The following is an 18,905-nucleotide window of genomic DNA, read 5'->3' as shown; positions in this document are numbered from 1 at the left end:
AAGTTAAGTATGCCAAAAATATTGAGCCATTATACGGAGAGTTGGGTTCAAGGAATTGTTGACCGAATATTTCGAGCTTGATAAATAAGGTTTTACACACAAAAATCGGGCCCCGTCTCGCGACGAGGCCCTTTCATGGGAGAGGAGAAACCGGACGAAGAGCTTATGGGGAAGCGTAAGCTTGCTCCGCGGTTGTCTACGACATTTTGTGATGTCGATAATTACAGGATGACCCTTGACAGCTGATTTTATACATATCATGCAAAATTTTGTCCGCCGGCTCACGGGACGGGATGCGACAATTTTTTTTATTTAACGGCGGGAATGTGGTACGATAGGCGTGAAATTATGCCGTTTTGGCGTAATAAATAGATATACAGAGCAGGTGAAGCAAGCAGTGAGAGTGGTGTCGGGCACAGCCAAGGGAAGACCTTTAAAAAGCGTTCCGGGAACCGGAACCCGCCCTACGACCGATAAGGTCAAGGAGGCGATTTTCAGCATGATCGGCCCTTATTTCGATGGAGGCGACGTGCTGGACCTGTTCGCCGGGACCGGCGGACTCGGAATCGAAGCCCTGAGCAGGGGGATGGACAGCGCCGTATTTATCGACATGGAGCCGAAAAGCATCGATACGGTACGTGAGAATCTAAAGACTGCAAGGCTCGCAGAAAAGGCCGAGGTATACCGGAACGATGCGAACAAGGCCTTGGGCGCGCTGGAGAAGCGGGGGAGGATATTCGATCTCGTCTTTCTGGACCCGCCTTACCGTCATAAATTCGGGGACGAGCTAATGGCCTTAATGGCAGACAAAGGGCTGCTGCGCCAGGGCGCGGTCATTGTGCTTGAGCACGAGTCCGGCTATGAATATCCCGAACAAATCCCGGGCTTTGAACAATTGCGTCATGCAGTGTATGGAGAAACGGCGGTATCCATTTACCGTTATCTATCCGGCGAAGTGACCGACATCGATAAGGATGAGGGGGTACAAGAGTGAGTCTGCAAATTAGAGAGGAAAGAGTCGCGATTTACCCCGGCAGTTTCGATCCGGTAACGCTGGGCCATATCGATATTATTGAGCGGGCCGCGAAGCAATTTGACCGGCTGGTCGTGGCCGTATTGAATAATTTAAGCAAAAATCCGCTGTTTTCCGTAGAGGAACGCGCCGATCTGCTTCGCCAGGTAACATCGCATCTTCCCAATGTGGAAATTGACAGCTTTCGGGATTTGCTTGCCAATTATGTCCGGCAAAAAAATGCGCATGTCATCGTCCGGGGCATCCGCACCGTTACCGATTTCGAATATGAACTGCAGATCGCTACCATTAACAGTAAGCTGAATTCGGATGCGGAGACGATTTTTATGATGACGAATCCGAAGTACTCCTATCTTAGCTCCAGCGTGGTCAAAGAAATCGGCCATTTCGATGGTGATTTGACCGATTTCGTCACTCCTGAAGTCGAACGGGCAATCCGGCTGAAGTTCAGCGAAAGCGGCGGTGGAGCGCTGAAGTAAGCTGGACAGCAGCAGACAGAATCAGCAAGGAGAGCAGCATCAACACCAACAGTGCGGCTAAATTGGGGAAAAAGCTCCAGGCCGCTCCTTCTCCGGATGATCCGGACATAGGAGAAAGGTTCCCGCCTGCTAAAGCGGGCAGCGCCGCCTCTTGAATCGCAATAAGCGGTTTGTAGAGCAGCAGCGTCAGAAGGAAAGCATAACCGCCGTGCAGAAGCCGCCCTGCGGCAAACGGGAGAAAGCGGGTACCTGAGGGCCTCAGCACCGTCAGCGCTTGGAGCTGTGCGCAGATGCCGCTCCAGCCAAGTACTCCCGACAGCACCGCAAGCCCGAGCGGTCCTAAAGACAATCCAGGGACTGTCGGCCCGGGCCCTGACGTCAGCGCCTGCGCCCCAAGATGAATTTCCAGCAGACCGGCGGGCAGGGCGGCTGGCAGCATGGGCCATTGCCTTGTTACAATGCTGATAACGACGGCGAAGATAATCATATATCCCCCAACCAGCATCAAGCTCTGCACCGAGGCGCTTACCGATTCGCCCAGCAGTCTGCCGAAGCTGCGGCCGTCCCTTGCGCGCGCATCCGCGGCGCCGGATACCGCGCGCCGGATTAGGGAAGCCCGCCGAATGGCGGAAGCTTTAGCCGGAGCGGTATTCTCATGGGGGGAAGTTCCCAAGGATATAGTCGAGCCTGCGGCGAGCCCCGCAACCCAGTGCACGGCAAGCAGGCCGTAACCGGCCGCGGGGCTATGAAGCATGGCGGCGCCGACGACGATCAGCAGCGTGACCGGGCTGGCGAAATGGGCAAGCGAAGCCAGACGGCCTGCATCTCTGCCGGAGATTTCGCCCTGCCGATGCAGCTGGACTGCGCCTTGGGCACCGCCGGGGAAGCCGGACGTCATTCCCAGCGCCAGCGTCCAGCCCGCGGAACCCGGCAGCCGGAAGACGAGCTTCATGAGCGGTTCCAGAAGAACCCCGATGGCATGAACGAAACCGGAGGCGGTCAGCATTTCCGATAGCATTAGAAATGGCAGCAGCGCCGGAAAAACGAGCGTCCACCACAGCTTTAAGCCTTGAAGTGATGCATTAAACGAACTTTCGGGCGAGGAAATGATGGCAGCTGCGAGAATCATAGCCAGACCCCCGGACAGAAAAGGCGCCGATTGTTTGGCTATCCGCGTTATATTTGCGTTCATGTTTCATTCCACCTCTTCATAGCTTGGGAGCAGACGAGTTTTCTAACAATTTATGCAGGCCGGGCAACCGTCATGCTAAAGCGGGTGCAGGATCACAAATCGGTCTCCACAAAATACATAACCGGAAATGAAGGCGGAGTCTATTGGAAAGAAGGGAATTCCATTGAGGCAGTCCAGGAACAGAACGGGATTTCGCGCCGGGGTTTATCTGTTTACACTGATCGTGTTGGTCTACATCATTGTGTTCATGGGGACGCCTTATGTCGTGTACCAGCCGGGAGGCGCCTCCGAAGTTTCCCCCATGATCAAGGTGGAGAATGAGGATAAAGAGGAGGCGGGAACCTTCATGATGACCACCGTTTCCGCCAGCTATGCCAACGTGGCGCTGCTGCTCTTTTCGGCGCTGAATCCGAACGCTGAGGTCGAACGCAAAGCCGAAAGGCTCGGTAATCAGTCGGAGGAAGAATACGCGGCGACGCAGGTGTACTATATGAGCAGCTCGCAGTCTAATGCCGTGGAGGCCGCGTACAAAGCGGCCGGCATTCCATACCATGACGCAACCGATTATTTGTTCGTGTTCTCCGTTCCCGGGGAGACCGGTCACAAGCAGCTTCAGCCCGGAGACAAAATTGTCAGCGTTGACGGGCGGCAGGTGGCCGATCCGGAAGCGCTGAGCAAGCTGCTGTCTTCCAGGAAAATCGGGGATCAGGTGGCGGTATCGCTGGATCGCGGCGGAAAGAAGCTTACGGAAAACGTAACGCTCGTGGAGATCAAGGACAGCGGCAAGGCGGCGGTCCGTCCGGGTCTTGGCGTCGTTATTGGAGCTGTTCAGAAGGTAAAAGCCTCGGAGGCGGGGAGAGAAGTCCGCTTTACGGATACGGATGTCGGCGGTCCGTCGGCGGGCTTGATGTTCACTATGGAAATATACAACCGGCTTACGAAGGGCGATCTGACCAAGGGGTACAGAGTTGCCGGCACCGGCACGATCGATCCGAATGGGGAAGTGGGTCCGATTGGAGGAGTGAAGTTCAAAATCGTAGCCGCCGACCGGAAGGGCGCCGAAATCTTTTTCGTTCCGGTTAAGAACTACGAAGAAGCCAAGGCGAAAGCGGACAAAATCGGCACCAAGATGAAGCTGGTGCCCGTATCGACACTAAGCCAGGCTATTCAGTACATGGAGAAGCTGCCGGTCAAACCATGACCGGCGGCTTCAAATAGTCGCTGTACAGATCGCTGCGGAGCGGTGAGGCAAAGGCTGCGGCGTAGGCCGCTGAAGCCTGAAGATCCCGCGTAAGCTGGGGATGGGAGCATAGCGCCGGCCGCAAAATGACGGGGAGAGAGGCGCTTTGCTTCATTTTTTTTAGCAGAGTTCGGCCGCTCTCCCGGAAACCGAGCACCCGGATATATCCCGGACCTTGCGAGAGGGCACCAGGCGAGAATTCTTCCTTGCCGTGATTCAGCAAAATATGCAGCAGCATCCGCTGAAGCCGGGTGCGGGTATAGCGTTTGCTCTTCAAGGCGGAGAGCAGACCGTCAACCGTGAACCGCTCAAGCTCCGGTACAATCCGCAGGAGACGGTTCTCCAATCCTTCACCCACATCCAGCAGTCCGCCAAGCTCGGCGGCTGAGCGGGTGGAGAGAAGGTGAAGCAGCGGGGACCGGAAGCTCTCCCAATCGAGCGGCCCCCGGCCTTCCTCCTGCTCGCGCCGAAGGACGCTCAGGCTGTATTCCGGCATGTAGCCTTCAAGAGATCCGCCTTCCCGCAGCAGTCCGCGCAGCGCCGTCGCACTGGCGATCGAGGCTCCGGAGCGGAGCGGTTCGTGAAAGCCCGCTCCGAGGCGGGGAACGGTCAGCGGAACGATCCCGCTGCCCAGCCGCCGCAGGGCGATCAGGTAATGAAGGCCGAGGCTGTTGTTCGGTCCGCGCAGCAGATCCTCCAGGCCGCTCCCGTTCATTGGGGAAGCAGAGCCGGCGCCCGCTCCGGACATGTCTGCCGGACCGGCAGTCCGGCCGGAAGGTCCTTCGGCGCCTGCGGCAACCCCAACCGGGCCGCCTTCATCAAGGCGGTCCCGCCATACAAGCGCCGCCGCCGCGCTGTAAGCGGCGGGAAAGCTCTCGCCGAGCGCAAGACGCCGGCGGATTTCGCCCTGAAGCGGGGCGCTTTCCTCGGCGAGAAAGCGGGCCAGCGGCAGCAGCTGCGACAGGCTGCCGGACTCGGAGCCGAAGCACAGGCTGCTTACGACGCCAGTCGCTTCAAGCAGCGCAACCGCGCCAAAGGCGAACCACTCCGCAGGCTGGACGGCGTAAGCGACCGGAAGCTCGATCACCAGGTCGGCGCCCATGCGCAGGGCCATTTCGGTGCGAGTCCGCTTGCTTACGGCCGCGGGCTCGCCGCGCTGGGTGAATGGGCCGCTCATCACGACGATGGAGCGGGATGCGCCGGACAGTCTTTTGGCTTCTCTGAAGTGATGGACATGCCCGTTATGTAAAGGGTTGTATTCGGCAATAATTCCTACTGTCGACACACAGGGTTCACTCCTGTTCTGTTTATGGGTTCGCCTTGGCGAAAGTGTACAAAAGCTCCGTCAAAACGTCCCGAATCGGTTACTAATAGTTATAACATAAATCTTCCCTCTTTCCGCAACAATATAAAGGGAAAATGGTTGACAAAGGTCATGAATGGTAGGTATAATAAATTTTGTTTGTTTGGAGTGATATCTATGAAGTTTCACTTTCGCAAAATCGCAAATGCCGACGGACCTTTGCACTTCCACGAGAATGTGGATGTCAGCGAAGCCGTCAAAGGACGCAAGGATATTTTGACTGTATCGCCGTTATTAGCCGATCTCGATGCGCTGCCCGCGGCTGCGGATCTCGTAACCGTGGAGGGTAAGCTGAGCGGAGATGCGGACATGCTATGTGCGCGTTGCTTGAATCCTGTCAAGAGCCATATGGATATTCCTTTTGCCGAGACGTTCAAGTGGAGTAAGGAACCGGCCGAGCCGGAAGAAGAGGAAGACGAGGATCTGAACTACGTGACCGATGAAGCCGTGGATCTGGTGCCTTATGTCGAGGAAAGCTTTCTTCTCCATTTGCCGCTTTCCGTGCTCTGCACCTCAGACTGCAAGGGACTCTGTCCCACATGCGGGAAGAATTTGAACGAAGGCGCCTGCAGTTGCGACAACACCGTAATCGATCCGCGTCTCGCCGGATTGAAAGATTTTTTCAAATGAGACGATGAAATGAACAACCCGTCTTTACGGGTTCACTTGAATAAGGAGGTGGAACACATGGCAGTACCTCAACGTAGAACGTCCAAAACACGCCGTGACAAGCGTCGCACGCACTTTAAGCTGGTTGTGCCGGGCATGGTGAAATGTGAACAATGCGGAGAATTGAAGCTTGCTCACCACGTATGCAAAGTGTGCGGAACGTACAAAGCTAGAGAGATCATCAAACAATAGTGATCTTTCTGAACAAAGTAGTACTTCATCTATCGGTGAGGTGCTATTTTTTTTGCGGGCATAACGTAGGCAGTTTATCAGACAGCTTGTTTCGGGAGATTTTTCGCCGGATCACGGTTTTGAAGTCAATGCTTTATTTTTCCGGCATCATGCTTTATACTACATATTAGTACCAGGTTCTAAATTATGAATTTATAATTGCTTCCATATAAATTGCGGCCGTTCAGAGGCCGGTCATTGCTTGTACAAGCACGGACGGGAGGTGAACCGCCATCGAGCGCGTGTCGAAAAAAGAACGCCAGCAGCTGCTGTTGCAGATTATTGCGGACAACCCTTTTGTCACGGACCGCGAGCTTACACGGCAGTTGAAGGTTAGCATACAGACCATCCGCCTGGACCGTATGGAACTCGGGATTCCGGAGCTGCGCGAGCGTATGAAACAGATGGCGGAGCACTCCTACGATCAAGTGCGCTCCCTTCCTCCGGATGAAGTGGTCGGGGATATCGTCGATTTGCAGCTGGACAAGAGCGGGATCTCGATTTTTGAGATTCGTGAAGAGCATGTCTTCTCAAGAAACGGTATCGCCCGGGGCCATTATGTGTTCGCGCAGGCCAATTCGCTTGCGGTTGCCGTAATCAACGATGAAATCGCGCTTACGGCCTCGGCCGATATCCGTTTTGTACGCATGGTCCGGCTGGGAGAGAAATGCATTTCCAAGGCTTATGTCCGCTCGCTGGCGGGCCGCAGGGGCAAGGCCGAGGTCGACGTATTCACCTATGTCGGCGAAGAGATGGTCTTTCAGGGCCATTTCGTCGTGTACCGGTCCGCGGCGGAAGAATACAGCGAAGGGGGAAGCCGAAGTGCAGATCGCCATTGACGCCATGGGCGGGGATCATGCGCCCGAGTGCAATGTAGAGGGTGCCTTGTCCGCGGCAGCGGAATGGAAAGATACGCAGATCGTGCTGGTAGGCGATGAAGCAAGGCTCGCGCCGCTGCTTAAAGACAGGCCGTCTAATGTGACGATTCGCCATGCAAGCGAAGTAATCGGGCCTGATGAGGAGCCCGTCAAAGCCGTACGGCGAAAAAAGGATTCATCCATGGTTGTTGCGGGAAGAATGGTTAAGGAAGGCGAAGCCGAGGCTATGATATCCGCAGGCAATACAGGCGCTCTCATGACGACGGGGCTGCTTGTCGTCGGAAGAATGAAGGGCATCGAGCGCCCGGCGCTTGCGCCTATGATTCCGACCCTCGACGATGTCGGCGTGCTAGCTTTGGACCTTGGCGCGAATATGGACGCCGAGCCGCAGCATCTGGCGCAGTACGCGCTGATGGGAAGCATTTACCGCAGCAAGATGCACGGTATTTCGAAGCCGCGCGTAGGGCTGCTGAACGTCGGCGCGGAGCCCGGCAAGGGCAACAAGCTGACAAAGGAAGCGTACCCGCTGCTGGAGCAGCTTGCGGGCATCAACTTTGTCGGCAACGTGGAAGCGCGTGACGTTCTGACGGGAAGCTGCGATGTGCTCGTCTGCGACGGCTTTGCCGGCAATATCTTGCTGAAGTCGCTGGAAGGGACAGCGGGTGCGATCTTTGCCCTGCTTAAAGAACAGTTCAGCCGTTCCCTTAAGACCAAGCTTGGGGCGGCGATGCTTATGCCTGAACTGAGAGGGCTTAAGGGCAAGATGGATTATAAGGAGCACGGCGGCGCGCCGCTGCTCGGTTTAAGCGGTCTCGTCGTGAAGGGACATGGGTCATCTGACGGCAATGCCATTAAGAATGCGGTCCGGCAGGCGCGGCAGGCGCTCTCGTCGGGTCTTGTGCCAAGTATATCCAAGGAAATTAGCGGGAAGTGAGTGACAATATGAAGAGCTTACGGCCAGTCGGTATTATCGGCACCGGAAAGTATGTGCCTGAGAAGATATTGACCAACAGCGATTTGGAAAAAATAGTGGAAACGAACGATGAATGGATTGTGAGCCGCACGGGCATCCGGGAGCGCCATATAGCGGCTCCGGATCAAGCGACCTCCGACCTGGCTTACGAGGCCGCGCTCCGAGCGCTGGCTTCGGCGGGCATGAAGCCCGAGGATCTGGATCTAATCATTGTGGCAACGATTACGCCCGACACGACATTCCCTTCTACAGCTTGCATTCTGCAGGATAAGCTCGGCGCGAAGGGTGCGGCGGCATTCGACCTGTCTGCGGCCTGCTCCGGTTTCGTATACAGTCTGGCGACGGCGGTCGGCTTCATTCAGAACGGCATGTACAACAATGCCCTGATTATCGGTGCGGACTCGCTGTCCCGTATAACGGATTATACGGACCGCAATACTTGCGTTTTGTTTGGAGACGGCGCAGGTGCGGTCATAGTCGGCGAAGTGCCGGAAGGACGGGGTTTCAAGTCCTTTGATCTCGGCGCGGAGGGCGCAGGCGGTCCGCTTTTGAAACTGGAAGGCGGCGGCTCGCGGCTTCCCGCTTCGATGGAAACGGTGGAAGGCAAGAAGCATTTTATCTACATGAACGGCCGGGAAGTGTTCAAGTTCGCGGTCCGGGTTATGGGTACGGCAACGGAGAAGGTGCTGGGCAAAGCGGGTCTTACGAAGGAAGACATCGATCTGTTCGTCCCGCATCAGGCGAATATACGTATTATTCAGTCAGCGATGCAGCGTCTTGATCTTCCGCCGGAGAAGTGCGTTATTAATGTAGACAAATATGCGAACACCTCGGCTGCATCCATACCGCTCGCCCTGGTGGAAGCGGCGGAAGAGGGTCGGATAAAAGAAGGCGACACCGTTCTGATGGTCGGCTTCGGCGGCGGCTTGACTTGGGGCGCTTCCATATTGACTTGGTAAGCGAAAGGGAGTAATAGCATAATGGGTAAAATCGCATTCGTATTTCCCGGACAGGGCGCGCAGGCAGTCGGCATGGCGAAGGATGTATATGAAGCTGTGCCAGACGCCCGTGCGATATTTGAAACAGGCGATGAGGTTCTAGGATTTCCGCTCAGCACACTCGTCTTCGAGGGGCCTGAAAGCGACCTTAAGCAGACAGCCAACACACAGCCCGCGCTGCTTACCGCAAGCGTAGCCTATCTGGAAGCGCTGAAGGGCAAAGGCCTTACGCCGGATTACGTGGCGGGCCACAGCCTGGGAGAATACAGCGCATTGGTGGCGGCAGGTGTCCTGACCTATGAGGACGCCGTCAAGCTGGTGCGTCTGCGCGGCCGGTTTATGGAAGAGGCCGTACCGGGCGGGCAGGGCGCGATGGCTGCCGTACTCGGAGCCGAGCGCGAGGCGCTGGCCGAGCTGTGCCGAAGCGTATCCGAACAGGAAGGCCCGGTTGAGCTGGCGAACATCAACTGCCCGGGACAGATTGTCGTATCCGGCTCGCAGGCGGGCGTGAACGCGGTCGTTCAGCGGGTGAAGGAAGCGGGCGGAAAGCGGGCGATCCCGCTGGAAGTGAGCGGTCCTTTCCATTCCTCCTTGATGAAGGAGGCGGCGGAGCGCCTGGCGGGTGAGCTTGCCAAGACGGAATTCAGTGCTCCGTCCGTTCCGGTTGTCGTCAACGTTACCGCTCTTCCCGTTAGCGATCCGGAGGAGATCCGAGAGCTGCTGGTCCGGCAGGTGTATTCGCCGGTGCTGTGGCAGGACTCCGTGGAACAGCTGATTGCGGAAGGCGTGGATACGTTCGTCGAGATCGGCTCCGGCAGCGTGCTTACCGGTCTTATCCGCAAAATCGACAAGAACGCCAAAGTGATCAATATCAACAGTCTGGCAAGCATTGAAGCTCTTGCCTGAACCAGTGATTCGAACCGCGCAGATAAGTTTTACGGAATATGAAAGGGGACTATAAGGATGTTCTCAGCATTGCGGGGCCAGACGGCCCTCGTTACCGGCGCTTCGCGCGGCATCGGCCGCAGCATCGCGCTGGCGCTGGCGGAGTACGGCGTCAAGGTCGCCGTGAACTATTCCGGCAGCGAAGATGCGGCGCGGGAGACCGTGGAACGCATCGCGGAGCTAGGTTCCGAAGGAATCGCGCTCCGGGGGAATGTCGGCAGTGCCGAACAGGCGGAAGGTCTTGTTAAAGAGACCCTTAACGCTTGGGGGCGTATTGATATACTCGTCAATAACGCCGGCATTACAAGGGACAACCTGATTATGCGGATGAAAGAGGAAGAGTTCGACCAGGTCATTGAGACGAATCTCAAAGGCGTGTTCAACTGTCTGAAGGCGGTAACCCGTCCGATGATGAAGCAGCGCTATGGTCGGATCATCAACATTTCCTCCGTGGTCGGCGTGACGGGCAATCCCGGGCAGGCGAACTATTCGGCGGCGAAGGCCGGCATTATCGGATTGACCAAATCGGCTGCGCGCGAGCTTGCTTCCCGCGGCATAACGGTCAATTGTATTGCCCCTGGCTTTATCGACACCGATATGACCCGCCAGCTGTCCGAGGAAGTGCGCTCCGACCTGGCCAAGGGCATTCCGCTTGCCCGTCTCGGCCTGCCGGAAGAAATCGCGTCGGCCGCCCTCTTCCTGTCATCGGAGGGAGCGGCATATATGACGGGCCAGACTCTCCATGTGGATGGCGGCATGTATATGTAAAGCTATAAGAAGCCCCGTACCGGGGTTTAAAGTACGGGAATGGTCTCCGTAAAGCGTTTTTTTCGCTCTATGGTATTTTGAACTCATATCTCGTATAATACCAAAAGAGGAGGTGAACCGGATGTCCGATGTATTGGAGCGTGTAAAGCGCATTGTCGTCGACCGCTTAGGAGCCGACGAAGCCGAAGTCACACTGGAAGCGTCTTTCAAAGATGATTTGGGAGCTGATTCTCTAGACGTTGTAGAATTGGTTATGGAATTGGAAGATGAATTCGATATGGAAATCTCTGATGAAGACGCAGAGAAAATTACGACCGTGGGTGAAGTTGTAAACTACATACAATCTCATACCTAGAGTCCTTTGCTTAAAGAGTCCCGTACCTGCTTAAGGCGGGACTTCTCCTCATTTTTACAGCGACTAACGCTTTGCGAAAGATACGCTTTGATAAGCGTATTTCCAAGGAAAATAACAAACCGCCGCCTTTTTCGCGGCGTTTGCAATTTATATAGCGGTAAATAAGAGAGAATTCAAAGCTAACAGTAAACAGATGGGGTGAATGCGTTTGAGTCATAGAGTGGTTGTTACCGGTATGGGCGTGATGACAGCGCTGGGGAAAGATTTGGAGACATTTTGGGACAGCCTGATGAACGGGAAGTCCGGCGTCTCTACAATCGAAGCCTTCGATGTCAGCGAATATACAACGCAGATTGCAGCTTCGATTAAAGATTTTGATCCTGAGGAACTGTTCGGCCGCAAGGAAGCCCGCAAGATGGACCGTTTCGTCCAATTCGCCCTCGCAGCGGGACAGGAGGCGCTGAATGACAGCGGTCTTGTGATTGGCGAAAACATTGAAGCCGAGAGATTAGGCGTATCCGTCGGCTCGGGTATTGGCGGACTTGGCACTTGGGAAGACCAGCATAACCTGCTGCTTGAAAAAGGCCCGAAGCGTGTCAGCCCGTTCTTTATTCCGATGATGATCGCCAACATGGGTTCGGGGCAGTTGTCCATCAGCCTCGGGGCGAAGGGACCAAATACGACGCAGGTAACCGCCTGCGCGACGGGAAGCCACGCTATCGGCGATTCGCTCCGCATGATTCAGCGCGGCGACGCGGACGCCATGATCTGCGGCGGCGCGGAAGCGACGATCCGTCCGACAGGTATGGCCGGTTTCTGTGCGATGAGAGCGATGTCCACGCGAAATGATGAACCGGAAAAGGCGAGCCGTCCATTCGACACGGACAGAGACGGATTTGTCATGGGCGAAGGCGCCGGCATTCTGGTGCTGGAATCCCTGGAGCATGCGCTTCAGCGGGGCGCCCGAATCTATGCCGAGGTAATCGGTTACGGTCTGAGCGGCGACGCCCACCATATGACCGAGCCCGATCCGGACGGTGCGGCCCGTTGCATGAAGATGGCGATCCGCGACGCAGGCATTCAGCCGGAGGAAATCGATTATATCAACGCGCACGGCACCTCGACACCCGTAGGGGACAAGTCCGAGACGGCAGCCATCAAGAAGGCGCTGGGCGACCATGCGTACAAGGTGGCGATCAGCTCCACGAAGTCCATGACGGGCCATCTGCTTGGAGCGGCCGGCGGCGTTGAGGCGATCATTTGCGGACTTTCCCTGCAAAAGGGAATAATCGCTCCTACGATCAATTTGGATAATCAAGACCCCGATTGCGATCTGGACTATGTTCCGAATACGCCGCGCGAAGCGGATCTGAACATCGCGATGTCCAACTCGTTCGGATTTGGTGGACATAACGCAACCGTTATTTTGAAAAAATACAATCAGTAAGGAGACCGTGCGATGAATGGGGACCTGAAGCAATTGCAAAGTCAACTTCATATTCAATTCCACGATTCTCAGCTGCTGAAGCAGGCTTTTACCCATGCGTCCTATGTCAATGAACACCGCTTCAACCAGCACCAGGACAATGAGCGCCTTGAATTTTTGGGCGACGCCGTCCTGGAGCTGACGGTTTCCGAATATTTGTACAATCTGCTTCCGGATCGGCCGGAAGGTGAATTGACTAAGCTGCGGGCTGCTATCGTATGCGAGCCCTCGCTGGTCAAGTTCGCCGAGAACCTCGGCTTTGGCCGCTACGTGCTGCTTGGCAAAGGCGAAGAGCTGACGGGAGGACGAACCCGGCCGGCGCTGCTGGCCGATGTGTTCGAGTCCTTCGTTGGAGCGCTTTTTTTGGATCAGGGTTTGGAAACGGTGCGCCGGTTTCTGGATGAATATGTACTCCCTTTGGTGGAGACGGACGGCAAGCTGCTGTTAGGGGTAAACGACTTCAAGACAGAGCTGCAGGAATTGATTCAGCATCACGGAATGGGCACCTTGGAATATCGGATTACCGAGGAACGGGGACCGGCTCACGAACGCGAATTCGTTTCCGAAGTGAGCATGGCCAGCCGAACATTGGGCCGGGGAAGCGGGCGCTCGAAGAAGGAAGCAGAGCAGCAGGCTGCAGCCGCTGCGCTGAAGCAGCTGAAAGAGGACGGGCCTCAGAAAATAAGCTAACGAAGTATAATATGGGTAAACGCAGCAGAGCAGCAAAGGTCTGAATCCGGCGTACAAACGGAACTCAGACCTTTGCTGCTCTTTTTCGAATTTTAACGGAAATGCCCAGGAATTTTAGAATAACAGTTGGAAACCTATGGATATGGTACATTTTATGGATTGACAAGAATTTTGGAAGAGTTTAACATGTAATTAATTAATTAAAATCCCATAAAAAGATGGTCATTGTGGGGTGTCTGCATGTGTGAGACTGAATTCGAATATCAGGAAAAGATTAGAAGACTCGTAGTCAAGATGGTTAAGCATTACCGTGGGAAAGGCCCCGAGAATGTAAAGGTTAAACTGGAGAATGACCTGTTAGTCACCATTGAGATTAGAGGGATTCTCTCGAGTCTATCGGAAATTTTAATGAAAGAAGGCGCTGTCGATCTCGTTGCGGAATATTGGAAAGTATTAAAGCCTTATTTAGAAAGAGAATTTATGGCCGAAATGATAGACACGCTTGGCAGCCAGTTTACATATACTTGGAAGATTGCTGATCTTTGTCCAAGCGGCCGGGCCATTATTATTCAACTTAATAAATCGGTTTGATTGAAGAGAAAGGGCGTAAGCTTCTTCGCTTTTTAATAAGCCAGTACACGGTGTATTTTCATGACTATACTTTGTATTGGCTTTTTTTTTGTTGTGTTCTTTGTGCAAAAAATCACATAAAAAGGTGGTTATCCAATGGGGAACAAAGTACTGACGGTATGCCCGTATTGCGGAAGCGGTTGTCAGATGCACTTGCTTGTAGAGGATGGGAAGGTCGTGGGGGCTGAGCCTGCGGATGGAAGAACGAATGAAGGGAACTTGTGCCTGAAAGGCCATTATGGCTGGGATTTTCTGAATGATCCGCAGATTCTGACCGCTCGTCTTCGTAAGCCCATGATTCGTAAAGAAGGGGTTTTGCGTGAGGTCTCTTGGGAGGAGGCTATCCAATTTACAGCAGAGAAGCTTACGGCCATTAAGGAAAAATATGGTCCGGATGCGATCATGGGCACAGGTTCGGCCAGAGGGCCGGGCAACGAAGCCAACTATGTGATGCAGAAATTTATGCGGGCCGTTATCGGCACCAATAATATCGATCACTGTGCCAGAGTGTGCCATGGCCCGTCCGTGGCGGGGCTAACTTATTCGCTGGGCGATGGGGCCATGTCAAATTCGATTCCGGAGATCGAGGATACGGACCTGCTCTTCATTTTTGGTTATAATGCTGCCGTCACGCATCCGATTGTAGCCAGAAGAATCGTCAGAGCGAAGCAGAAAGGCGCCACCATTATCGTTTCTGATCCACGGAAGACCGAATCGGCGAGGATCGCCGATACCTGGCTCCCGCTCAAAGGCGGAACGAACATGGCGCTTGTAAATGCATTCGGACATGTGCTCATCGAAGAGGATTTATTCGATAAGGAGTATACAGCTAATTACGTGGAAGGGTTTGAGGAATATAAGGCCAGTGTTAAAAAGTATACGCCTGAATATGCCGAGAGCATTACCGGTGTAAAAGCAAATGACATCCGCAAGGTGATGCGGCAGTACGCCAAATCGAATAAAGCGATGATTCTGTATGGCATGGGGGTCTGCCAATTCGCCCAAGCGGTGGACGTTGTCAAAGGGCTCGCCTCGCTGGCACTGCTGACCGGCCATTTTGGCAGATCCGGCGTCGGCATTGGACCGGTCCGCGGCCAGAACAACGTACAGGGCTCCTGCGATATGGGGGCACTGCCTAATGTGTATCCGGGTTATCAATCCGTTACCGATCCCAAAATACGCAAAAAGTTCGAGAAGGCTTGGGGCGTAACACTGCCGGAAAAAACGGGGTACCACTTAACGGAAATTCCCCATCTGGTATTGAAGGAAGACAAGGTGAAGGCCTATTACATTTTTGGTGAAGACCCGGTACAGAGTGATCCGAATGCGGCCGAAGTTAGAGAAACGCTGGAAAAGATGGAGTTTGTCATTGTGCAGGATATCTTTATGAACAAGACGGCACTGCATGCGGATGTCGTCCTTCCTGCTACCTCCTGGGGCGAACATGAAGGTGTGTATTCGTCAGCCGACCGCGGATTTCAGCGGATTAGAAAAGCCATTGATCCTCCGGGGGAAGTGAAGCCGGATTGGCAGATTATCAGCGAGGTGGCCACAGCGATGGGCTATCCGATGTCCTACCGGAATACGGAGGAGATATGGGACGAGATGAGAGCCCTCTGTCCGAAGTTTTCGGGAGCAAGCTATAAGAAGATGGAGGAGCAGGGCGGCGTTCAGTGGCCTTGTCCGTCCGAAGATCATCCGGGCACACCGTATTTATATGAGGGTAACCGCTTTTCAACACTCAACGGCAAAGGGCGGCTGTTCGCCTGTGAATGGAGGGCTCCGCTGGAGCAGCCGGATCAGGAATATCCGTTAACCTTGTCGACTGTCCGTGAAGTCGGACATTATTCTGTCCGAACCATGACCGGGAACTGCCGTGCCCTTAGCCAATTGTCGGATGAGCCCGGCAATATTCAGATCAGTCCCGGGGATGCTTCGAGCCTTGGCATTGAAGACGGGCATCTGGTAAGCATTATCTCTCGGCGCGGGAAGATAGTAGCCAGAGCGCAAATCAGCGACCGGGTCAAAACAGGCGCCACCTATATGACCTATCATTTCTGGATTGGCGCCTGCAACGAGCTGACTGGTGACGCTTTGGACCCTGTCTCCAAGACACCGGAGTATAAATATTGCGCGATTCGCCTGGAAAAGATTCCGGATCAGCTTCGTGCCGAGCAGCAGGTTCGGCAGCAATATGAGTCGCTAAGAAAACAAATGCATGTAGGGGCTGGTCAGGCATGAAGAAGGAACGACCCAATTCGTTCGTCATTGCCGAAGCCGGCAAATGCATAGGCTGCAAAGCGTGCGAACTGGCCTGCTTCACGGTGCATAACCAGGATAACGGTGTGGCTGCCTCGGTAGGTACGGTCACCATACCGGTTCTTCCAAGGCTGTATGTTATCCAGACGGACAGCTTCACAATGCCGCTTCAGTGCCGGCACTGTGAGAATGCGCCTTGCGCCGGCGTTTGTCCGGTACAAGCGATCCGGCAGGAGGATGGTGCGATTCTCATCGATGAGGATCGCTGCATAGGCTGCAAAGCTTGTGCCGTGGCTTGCCCGTTTGGCGCGGTCAGTCTTTATAAGTCGTACGGCAATGGCCAGGAGATGAAGCAGCCGTACTTAAAGGAACAGCAAAACGGCCGTTTGGAACGCAAAGCAAGAGTTATCGCCTATAAATGTGATTTATGCCGAAATATCGAGTCTGGCGGGAATTCGGCTTCCGGAGAGATGGTATCAGCAGGCGCCGTGAATCATTACGGCAGTCTGACAGAAAACGGAGGCGAGCCGTTTCCCGCTTGTGTCTCGGTCTGTCCGGAACAGGCGTTGACGCTAGTAAGTCCGAGCCTCGGAGAATCCCGACCACGAACGGCTGCAGGCCTGGGCAGCTTGAGAAGCCTTAGATTATGACAAACTTAATTCCAGAAAAGAAAGGTTCATCTGTGATGCCAAACATCGATCCTATTATTCATATTGACGAACAGTTATGTACCGGGTGCAGACGGTGCGCGGCGGTATGCCCGGTAGATGCCATTATCGGGGAAGCGGGCACACCCCAAAGAATTGATGAACACCGCTGCGTCGTTTGCGGGCAATGTGTTCAGGCCTGTACCGCTTACGCGGCGGAAAGCGAACCATCCCTGACTTCCCGTGCGGAGAAGCTGCGGCAAAGAGGACAGCTTTCCAGCGTGCGTGAACCTTTATTCGCCGCCTATTCGACTGGGCATGCGCTGGAGCTGAAGGAAGCGCTGGCCGACCCGAAGCGGTACAAAGTCGTGCAATGCGCTCCGGTTATCCGCGTATCGCTGGCAGAGGAATTCGGCTTGCCTTTTGGTACATTAACACCGGGGAAGATGGCTGCGGCGTTAAGACGGCTGAATTTTGACCGGGTGTACGACACGAATTTCGGTGCCGACGTCACGATCATGGAGGAAGGCAGTGAATTAATAAGCAGAGTTATGTCCGGCGAGCGGCTGCCTATGTTCACCTCCTGCTGCCCGGCATGGGTCAAACATGCGGAGACGGCCGCGCCGAAGCTGTTGGAGCATCTGTCAAGCTGCAAATCGCCGATGCAAATGATAGGGGCCTTGGTCAAGACCTACAGCGCTGAATTGGATGGAGTTGATCCTGCAAATATCCTAAGTGTGGCGGTCATGCCCTGTACTTGCAAAAAATTTGAGGCTGGCAGGGAAGAGATGAATGTAGACGGGCATCGTGAAGTGGATCTGGTCATTACAACAAGGGAGCTGGCCCAGTTAATTAAAGACATGGGCATAGACTTCATTAATCTACCTGACGAACCGTTTGATTCGCCGCTCGGCAAATATTCCGGAGCAGGAACGATCTTTGGGGCCACTGGCGGAGTTATGGAAGCGGCGATCCGAACAGGATATGAACTGGTAACCCACGAGTCCATCCCGAATCTTCAGCTTGATTTTATCAGAGGGGATGAAGGGATTCGCACGGCAGCGGTACAAATTGGAGATTTGGAGCTGAGAGTCGCCATGGTCGCAGGGCTCAAATATGTCTCATCCATTTTGGAACAAGTAGCCGATGGCACCAGCCCCTATCATTTTATAGAAGTCATGGCATGTCCTGAAGGGTGCGTCAGCGGCGGCGGCCAACCTAAGCTACTGCTGGAAACACAGCGAAAGAGAGCTTATCAGGCCCGAAAGAGCGCGATCTACCGTCATGATTCCAATCAGAAGGTACGCAAGTCGCATGAGAACCCGGCCATTATTAAATTGTACAAAGATTTCCTGGGCGAGCCTTTAGGCCATGCCTCACATCATTTGCTGCATACCCAGTTCATTTCCAGAAGTGCCAAGGAGGAGTTGTCATGAACAGTTTCGTACTTGCCGATCCAGATAAATGTATAGGATGTCATACTTGTGAAGCAGCCTGTGTCGTTGCCCATTCGGGAAACGATCTGTTTGAGCAGGAAGAAAGCGAGATTGCATTTTACCCTCGTCTCACCGTAATCGAAACGGATGAAGTTACCGCTCCCGTCCAGTGCAGGCATTGCGAGGATGCGCCTTGTGCCAATGTGTGCCCGAATGGCTCGATTACGAACAAGAACAACAGTATTTTTATTAACCAGGATACGTGTATTGGCTGTAAAACCTGCATGCTGGCATGTCCGTATGGGGCGATTTCGATGGTTACCGCATATCAAGATGGTCAGAAACAGCGGCAATCCGGCCTGCGGACAAATGCTGAGGGCGCATGGAGCCGGAAGGAAAGAATCGTAGCGAACAAATGCGATCTGTGTGATGAAAGCGGAAATGGACCGGAATGTGTACGTGTATGCCCGACGGATGCGCTCCGGTTCATTGTACCCGGCCAAATCGACGAGTCGATTGCGCGGAAAAGAACGGCCAGTGCGCAGCTGCTGCAGCAGTTTGGCAGCTTGTCCGGCTATTGAGCCCGTTTATATTCCATCCAGGCATCAGTCATAAAAATGTAGAAAGCAAGGT

20 protein-coding genes are annotated in these 18,905 nt (G+C 54.4%); 18 read left to right on the top strand and 2 right to left on the bottom strand.

From position 1 onward, the window contains the following. The first annotated feature begins 397 nt into the window (after positions 1 to 397). Complete coding sequence (rsmD, locus tag EH198_RS04495) at positions 398 to 994, top strand: 16S rRNA (guanine(966)-N(2))-methyltransferase RsmD (RefSeq protein WP_124694309.1); 597 nt, start codon at positions 398 to 400, stop codon at positions 992 to 994. After that, positions 991 to 1,512 (top strand): pantetheine-phosphate adenylyltransferase, encoded by a 522-nt coding sequence (gene coaD / locus EH198_RS04490; RefSeq protein WP_124694308.1) that lies wholly within the window; start codon positions 991 to 993, stop codon positions 1,510 to 1,512. The genes rsmD and coaD overlap by 4 nt, the downstream gene beginning before the upstream one ends. Here the strand turns inward: coaD and EH198_RS04485 are convergent. After that, entirely contained in the window at positions 1,481 to 2,704 is a 1,224-nt protein-coding gene (locus EH198_RS04485; RefSeq protein ID WP_124694307.1) for a nucleoside recognition domain-containing protein, read from the bottom strand. The genes coaD and EH198_RS04485 overlap by 32 nt on opposite strands. Positions 2,705 to 2,867: 163 nt before the next feature. On the opposite strand from EH198_RS04485, the gene EH198_RS04480 reads away from it, so the two are divergent. After that, positions 2,868 to 3,905, top strand: coding sequence for a SepM family pheromone-processing serine protease (locus EH198_RS04480; RefSeq protein ID WP_246014092.1), 1,038 nt, complete (start codon positions 2,868 to 2,870; stop codon positions 3,903 to 3,905). Here EH198_RS04480 and EH198_RS04475 read toward each other — a convergent pair. Then, a complete protein-coding gene (locus tag EH198_RS04475; RefSeq protein WP_124694305.1) occupies positions 3,895 to 5,229 on the bottom strand; it encodes a tRNA(Met) cytidine acetate ligase in 1,335 nt (444 codons plus the stop codon). The genes EH198_RS04480 and EH198_RS04475 overlap by 11 nt on opposite strands. A 195-nt stretch (positions 5,230 to 5,424) precedes the next feature. Between EH198_RS04475 and EH198_RS04470 the strand changes: the two genes are divergently transcribed. The 15 genes from EH198_RS04470 to EH198_RS04400 all read left to right on the top strand — a co-directional run bounded on the left by EH198_RS04470 (position 5,425) and on the right by EH198_RS04400 (position 18,853). After that, positions 5,425 to 5,937, top strand: coding sequence for a YceD family protein (locus EH198_RS04470; protein ID WP_124694304.1), 513 nt, complete (start codon positions 5,425 to 5,427; stop codon positions 5,935 to 5,937). A 57-nt stretch (positions 5,938 to 5,994) separates the two neighbouring features. Then, positions 5,995 to 6,168, top strand: coding sequence for a 50S ribosomal protein L32 (gene rpmF / locus EH198_RS04465; protein ID WP_019911234.1), 174 nt, complete (start codon positions 5,995 to 5,997; stop codon positions 6,166 to 6,168). Between the two features lie 281 nt (positions 6,169 to 6,449). Next, positions 6,450 to 7,046, top strand: a complete 597-nt coding sequence (fapR, locus tag EH198_RS04460) for a transcription factor FapR (RefSeq protein WP_124694303.1) — start codon at positions 6,450 to 6,452, stop codon at positions 7,044 to 7,046. Beyond that, a complete protein-coding gene (plsX, locus tag EH198_RS04455; RefSeq protein WP_124694302.1) occupies positions 7,030 to 8,019 on the top strand; it encodes a phosphate acyltransferase PlsX in 990 nt (329 codons plus the stop codon). The genes fapR and plsX overlap by 17 nt, the downstream gene beginning before the upstream one ends. Before the next feature lie 8 nt (positions 8,020 to 8,027). Beyond that, positions 8,028 to 9,017, top strand: a complete 990-nt coding sequence (locus tag EH198_RS04450; RefSeq protein WP_124694301.1) for a beta-ketoacyl-ACP synthase III — start codon at positions 8,028 to 8,030, stop codon at positions 9,015 to 9,017. 21 nt (positions 9,018 to 9,038) lie between these two features. Then, a complete protein-coding gene (gene fabD, locus EH198_RS04445; RefSeq protein WP_124694300.1) occupies positions 9,039 to 9,962 on the top strand; it encodes an ACP S-malonyltransferase in 924 nt (307 codons plus the stop codon). Positions 9,963 to 10,019: 57 nt separating this feature from the next. Continuing rightward, complete coding sequence (fabG, locus tag EH198_RS04440; RefSeq protein ID WP_124694299.1) at positions 10,020 to 10,769, top strand: 3-oxoacyl-[acyl-carrier-protein] reductase; 750 nt, start codon at positions 10,020 to 10,022, stop codon at positions 10,767 to 10,769. A 121-nt stretch (positions 10,770 to 10,890) separates the two neighbouring features. Next, positions 10,891 to 11,124, top strand: coding sequence for an acyl carrier protein (acpP, locus tag EH198_RS04435; protein WP_025334828.1), 234 nt, complete (start codon positions 10,891 to 10,893; stop codon positions 11,122 to 11,124). 208 nt (positions 11,125 to 11,332) lie between these two features. Beyond that, positions 11,333 to 12,571, top strand: coding sequence for a beta-ketoacyl-ACP synthase II (gene fabF, locus EH198_RS04430; RefSeq protein WP_124694298.1), 1,239 nt, complete (start codon positions 11,333 to 11,335; stop codon positions 12,569 to 12,571). A 12-nt stretch (positions 12,572 to 12,583) separates the two neighbouring features. Continuing rightward, on the top strand, positions 12,584 to 13,300 hold the full coding sequence (gene rnc, locus EH198_RS04425; RefSeq protein WP_124694297.1) for a ribonuclease III: 717 nt from the start codon (positions 12,584 to 12,586) through the stop codon (positions 13,298 to 13,300). Between the two features lie 240 nt (positions 13,301 to 13,540). Further along, positions 13,541 to 13,891 carry a Na-translocating system protein MpsC family protein gene (locus tag EH198_RS04420; protein WP_124694296.1) on the top strand — a complete coding sequence of 117 codons (351 nt, stop codon included), beginning with the start codon at positions 13,541 to 13,543 and terminating at the stop codon, positions 13,889 to 13,891. Between the two features lie 135 nt (positions 13,892 to 14,026). Next, the gene (gene fdhF, locus EH198_RS04415; RefSeq protein ID WP_124694295.1) at positions 14,027 to 16,171 is read left to right on the top strand and encodes a formate dehydrogenase subunit alpha; all 2,145 of its coding nucleotides are present in this window, start codon (positions 14,027 to 14,029) and stop codon (positions 16,169 to 16,171) included. Next, positions 16,168 to 16,839, top strand: coding sequence for a 4Fe-4S dicluster domain-containing protein (locus EH198_RS25295; protein WP_124694294.1), 672 nt, complete (start codon positions 16,168 to 16,170; stop codon positions 16,837 to 16,839). Before fdhF ends, EH198_RS25295 begins: the two co-directional genes overlap by 4 nt. A 35-nt stretch (positions 16,840 to 16,874) precedes the next feature. Further along, positions 16,875 to 18,272 carry a [FeFe] hydrogenase, group A gene (locus tag EH198_RS04405; protein WP_124694293.1) on the top strand — a complete coding sequence of 466 codons (1,398 nt, stop codon included), beginning with the start codon at positions 16,875 to 16,877 and terminating at the stop codon, positions 18,270 to 18,272. Then, positions 18,269 to 18,853 carry a 4Fe-4S dicluster domain-containing protein gene (locus EH198_RS04400; protein ID WP_124694292.1) on the top strand — a complete coding sequence of 195 codons (585 nt, stop codon included), beginning with the start codon at positions 18,269 to 18,271 and terminating at the stop codon, positions 18,851 to 18,853. The genes EH198_RS04405 and EH198_RS04400 overlap by 4 nt, the downstream gene beginning before the upstream one ends. The last annotated feature ends 52 nt before the right edge of the window (positions 18,854 to 18,905 follow it).

Origin of the sequence: Paenibacillus rhizophilus (assembly GCF_003854965.1) — a bacterium.
GTDB lineage: Bacteria > Bacillota > Bacilli > Paenibacillales > Paenibacillaceae > Paenibacillus_AQ > Paenibacillus_AQ rhizophilus.
This window is presented reverse-complemented; position numbering and strand designations above follow the sequence as displayed.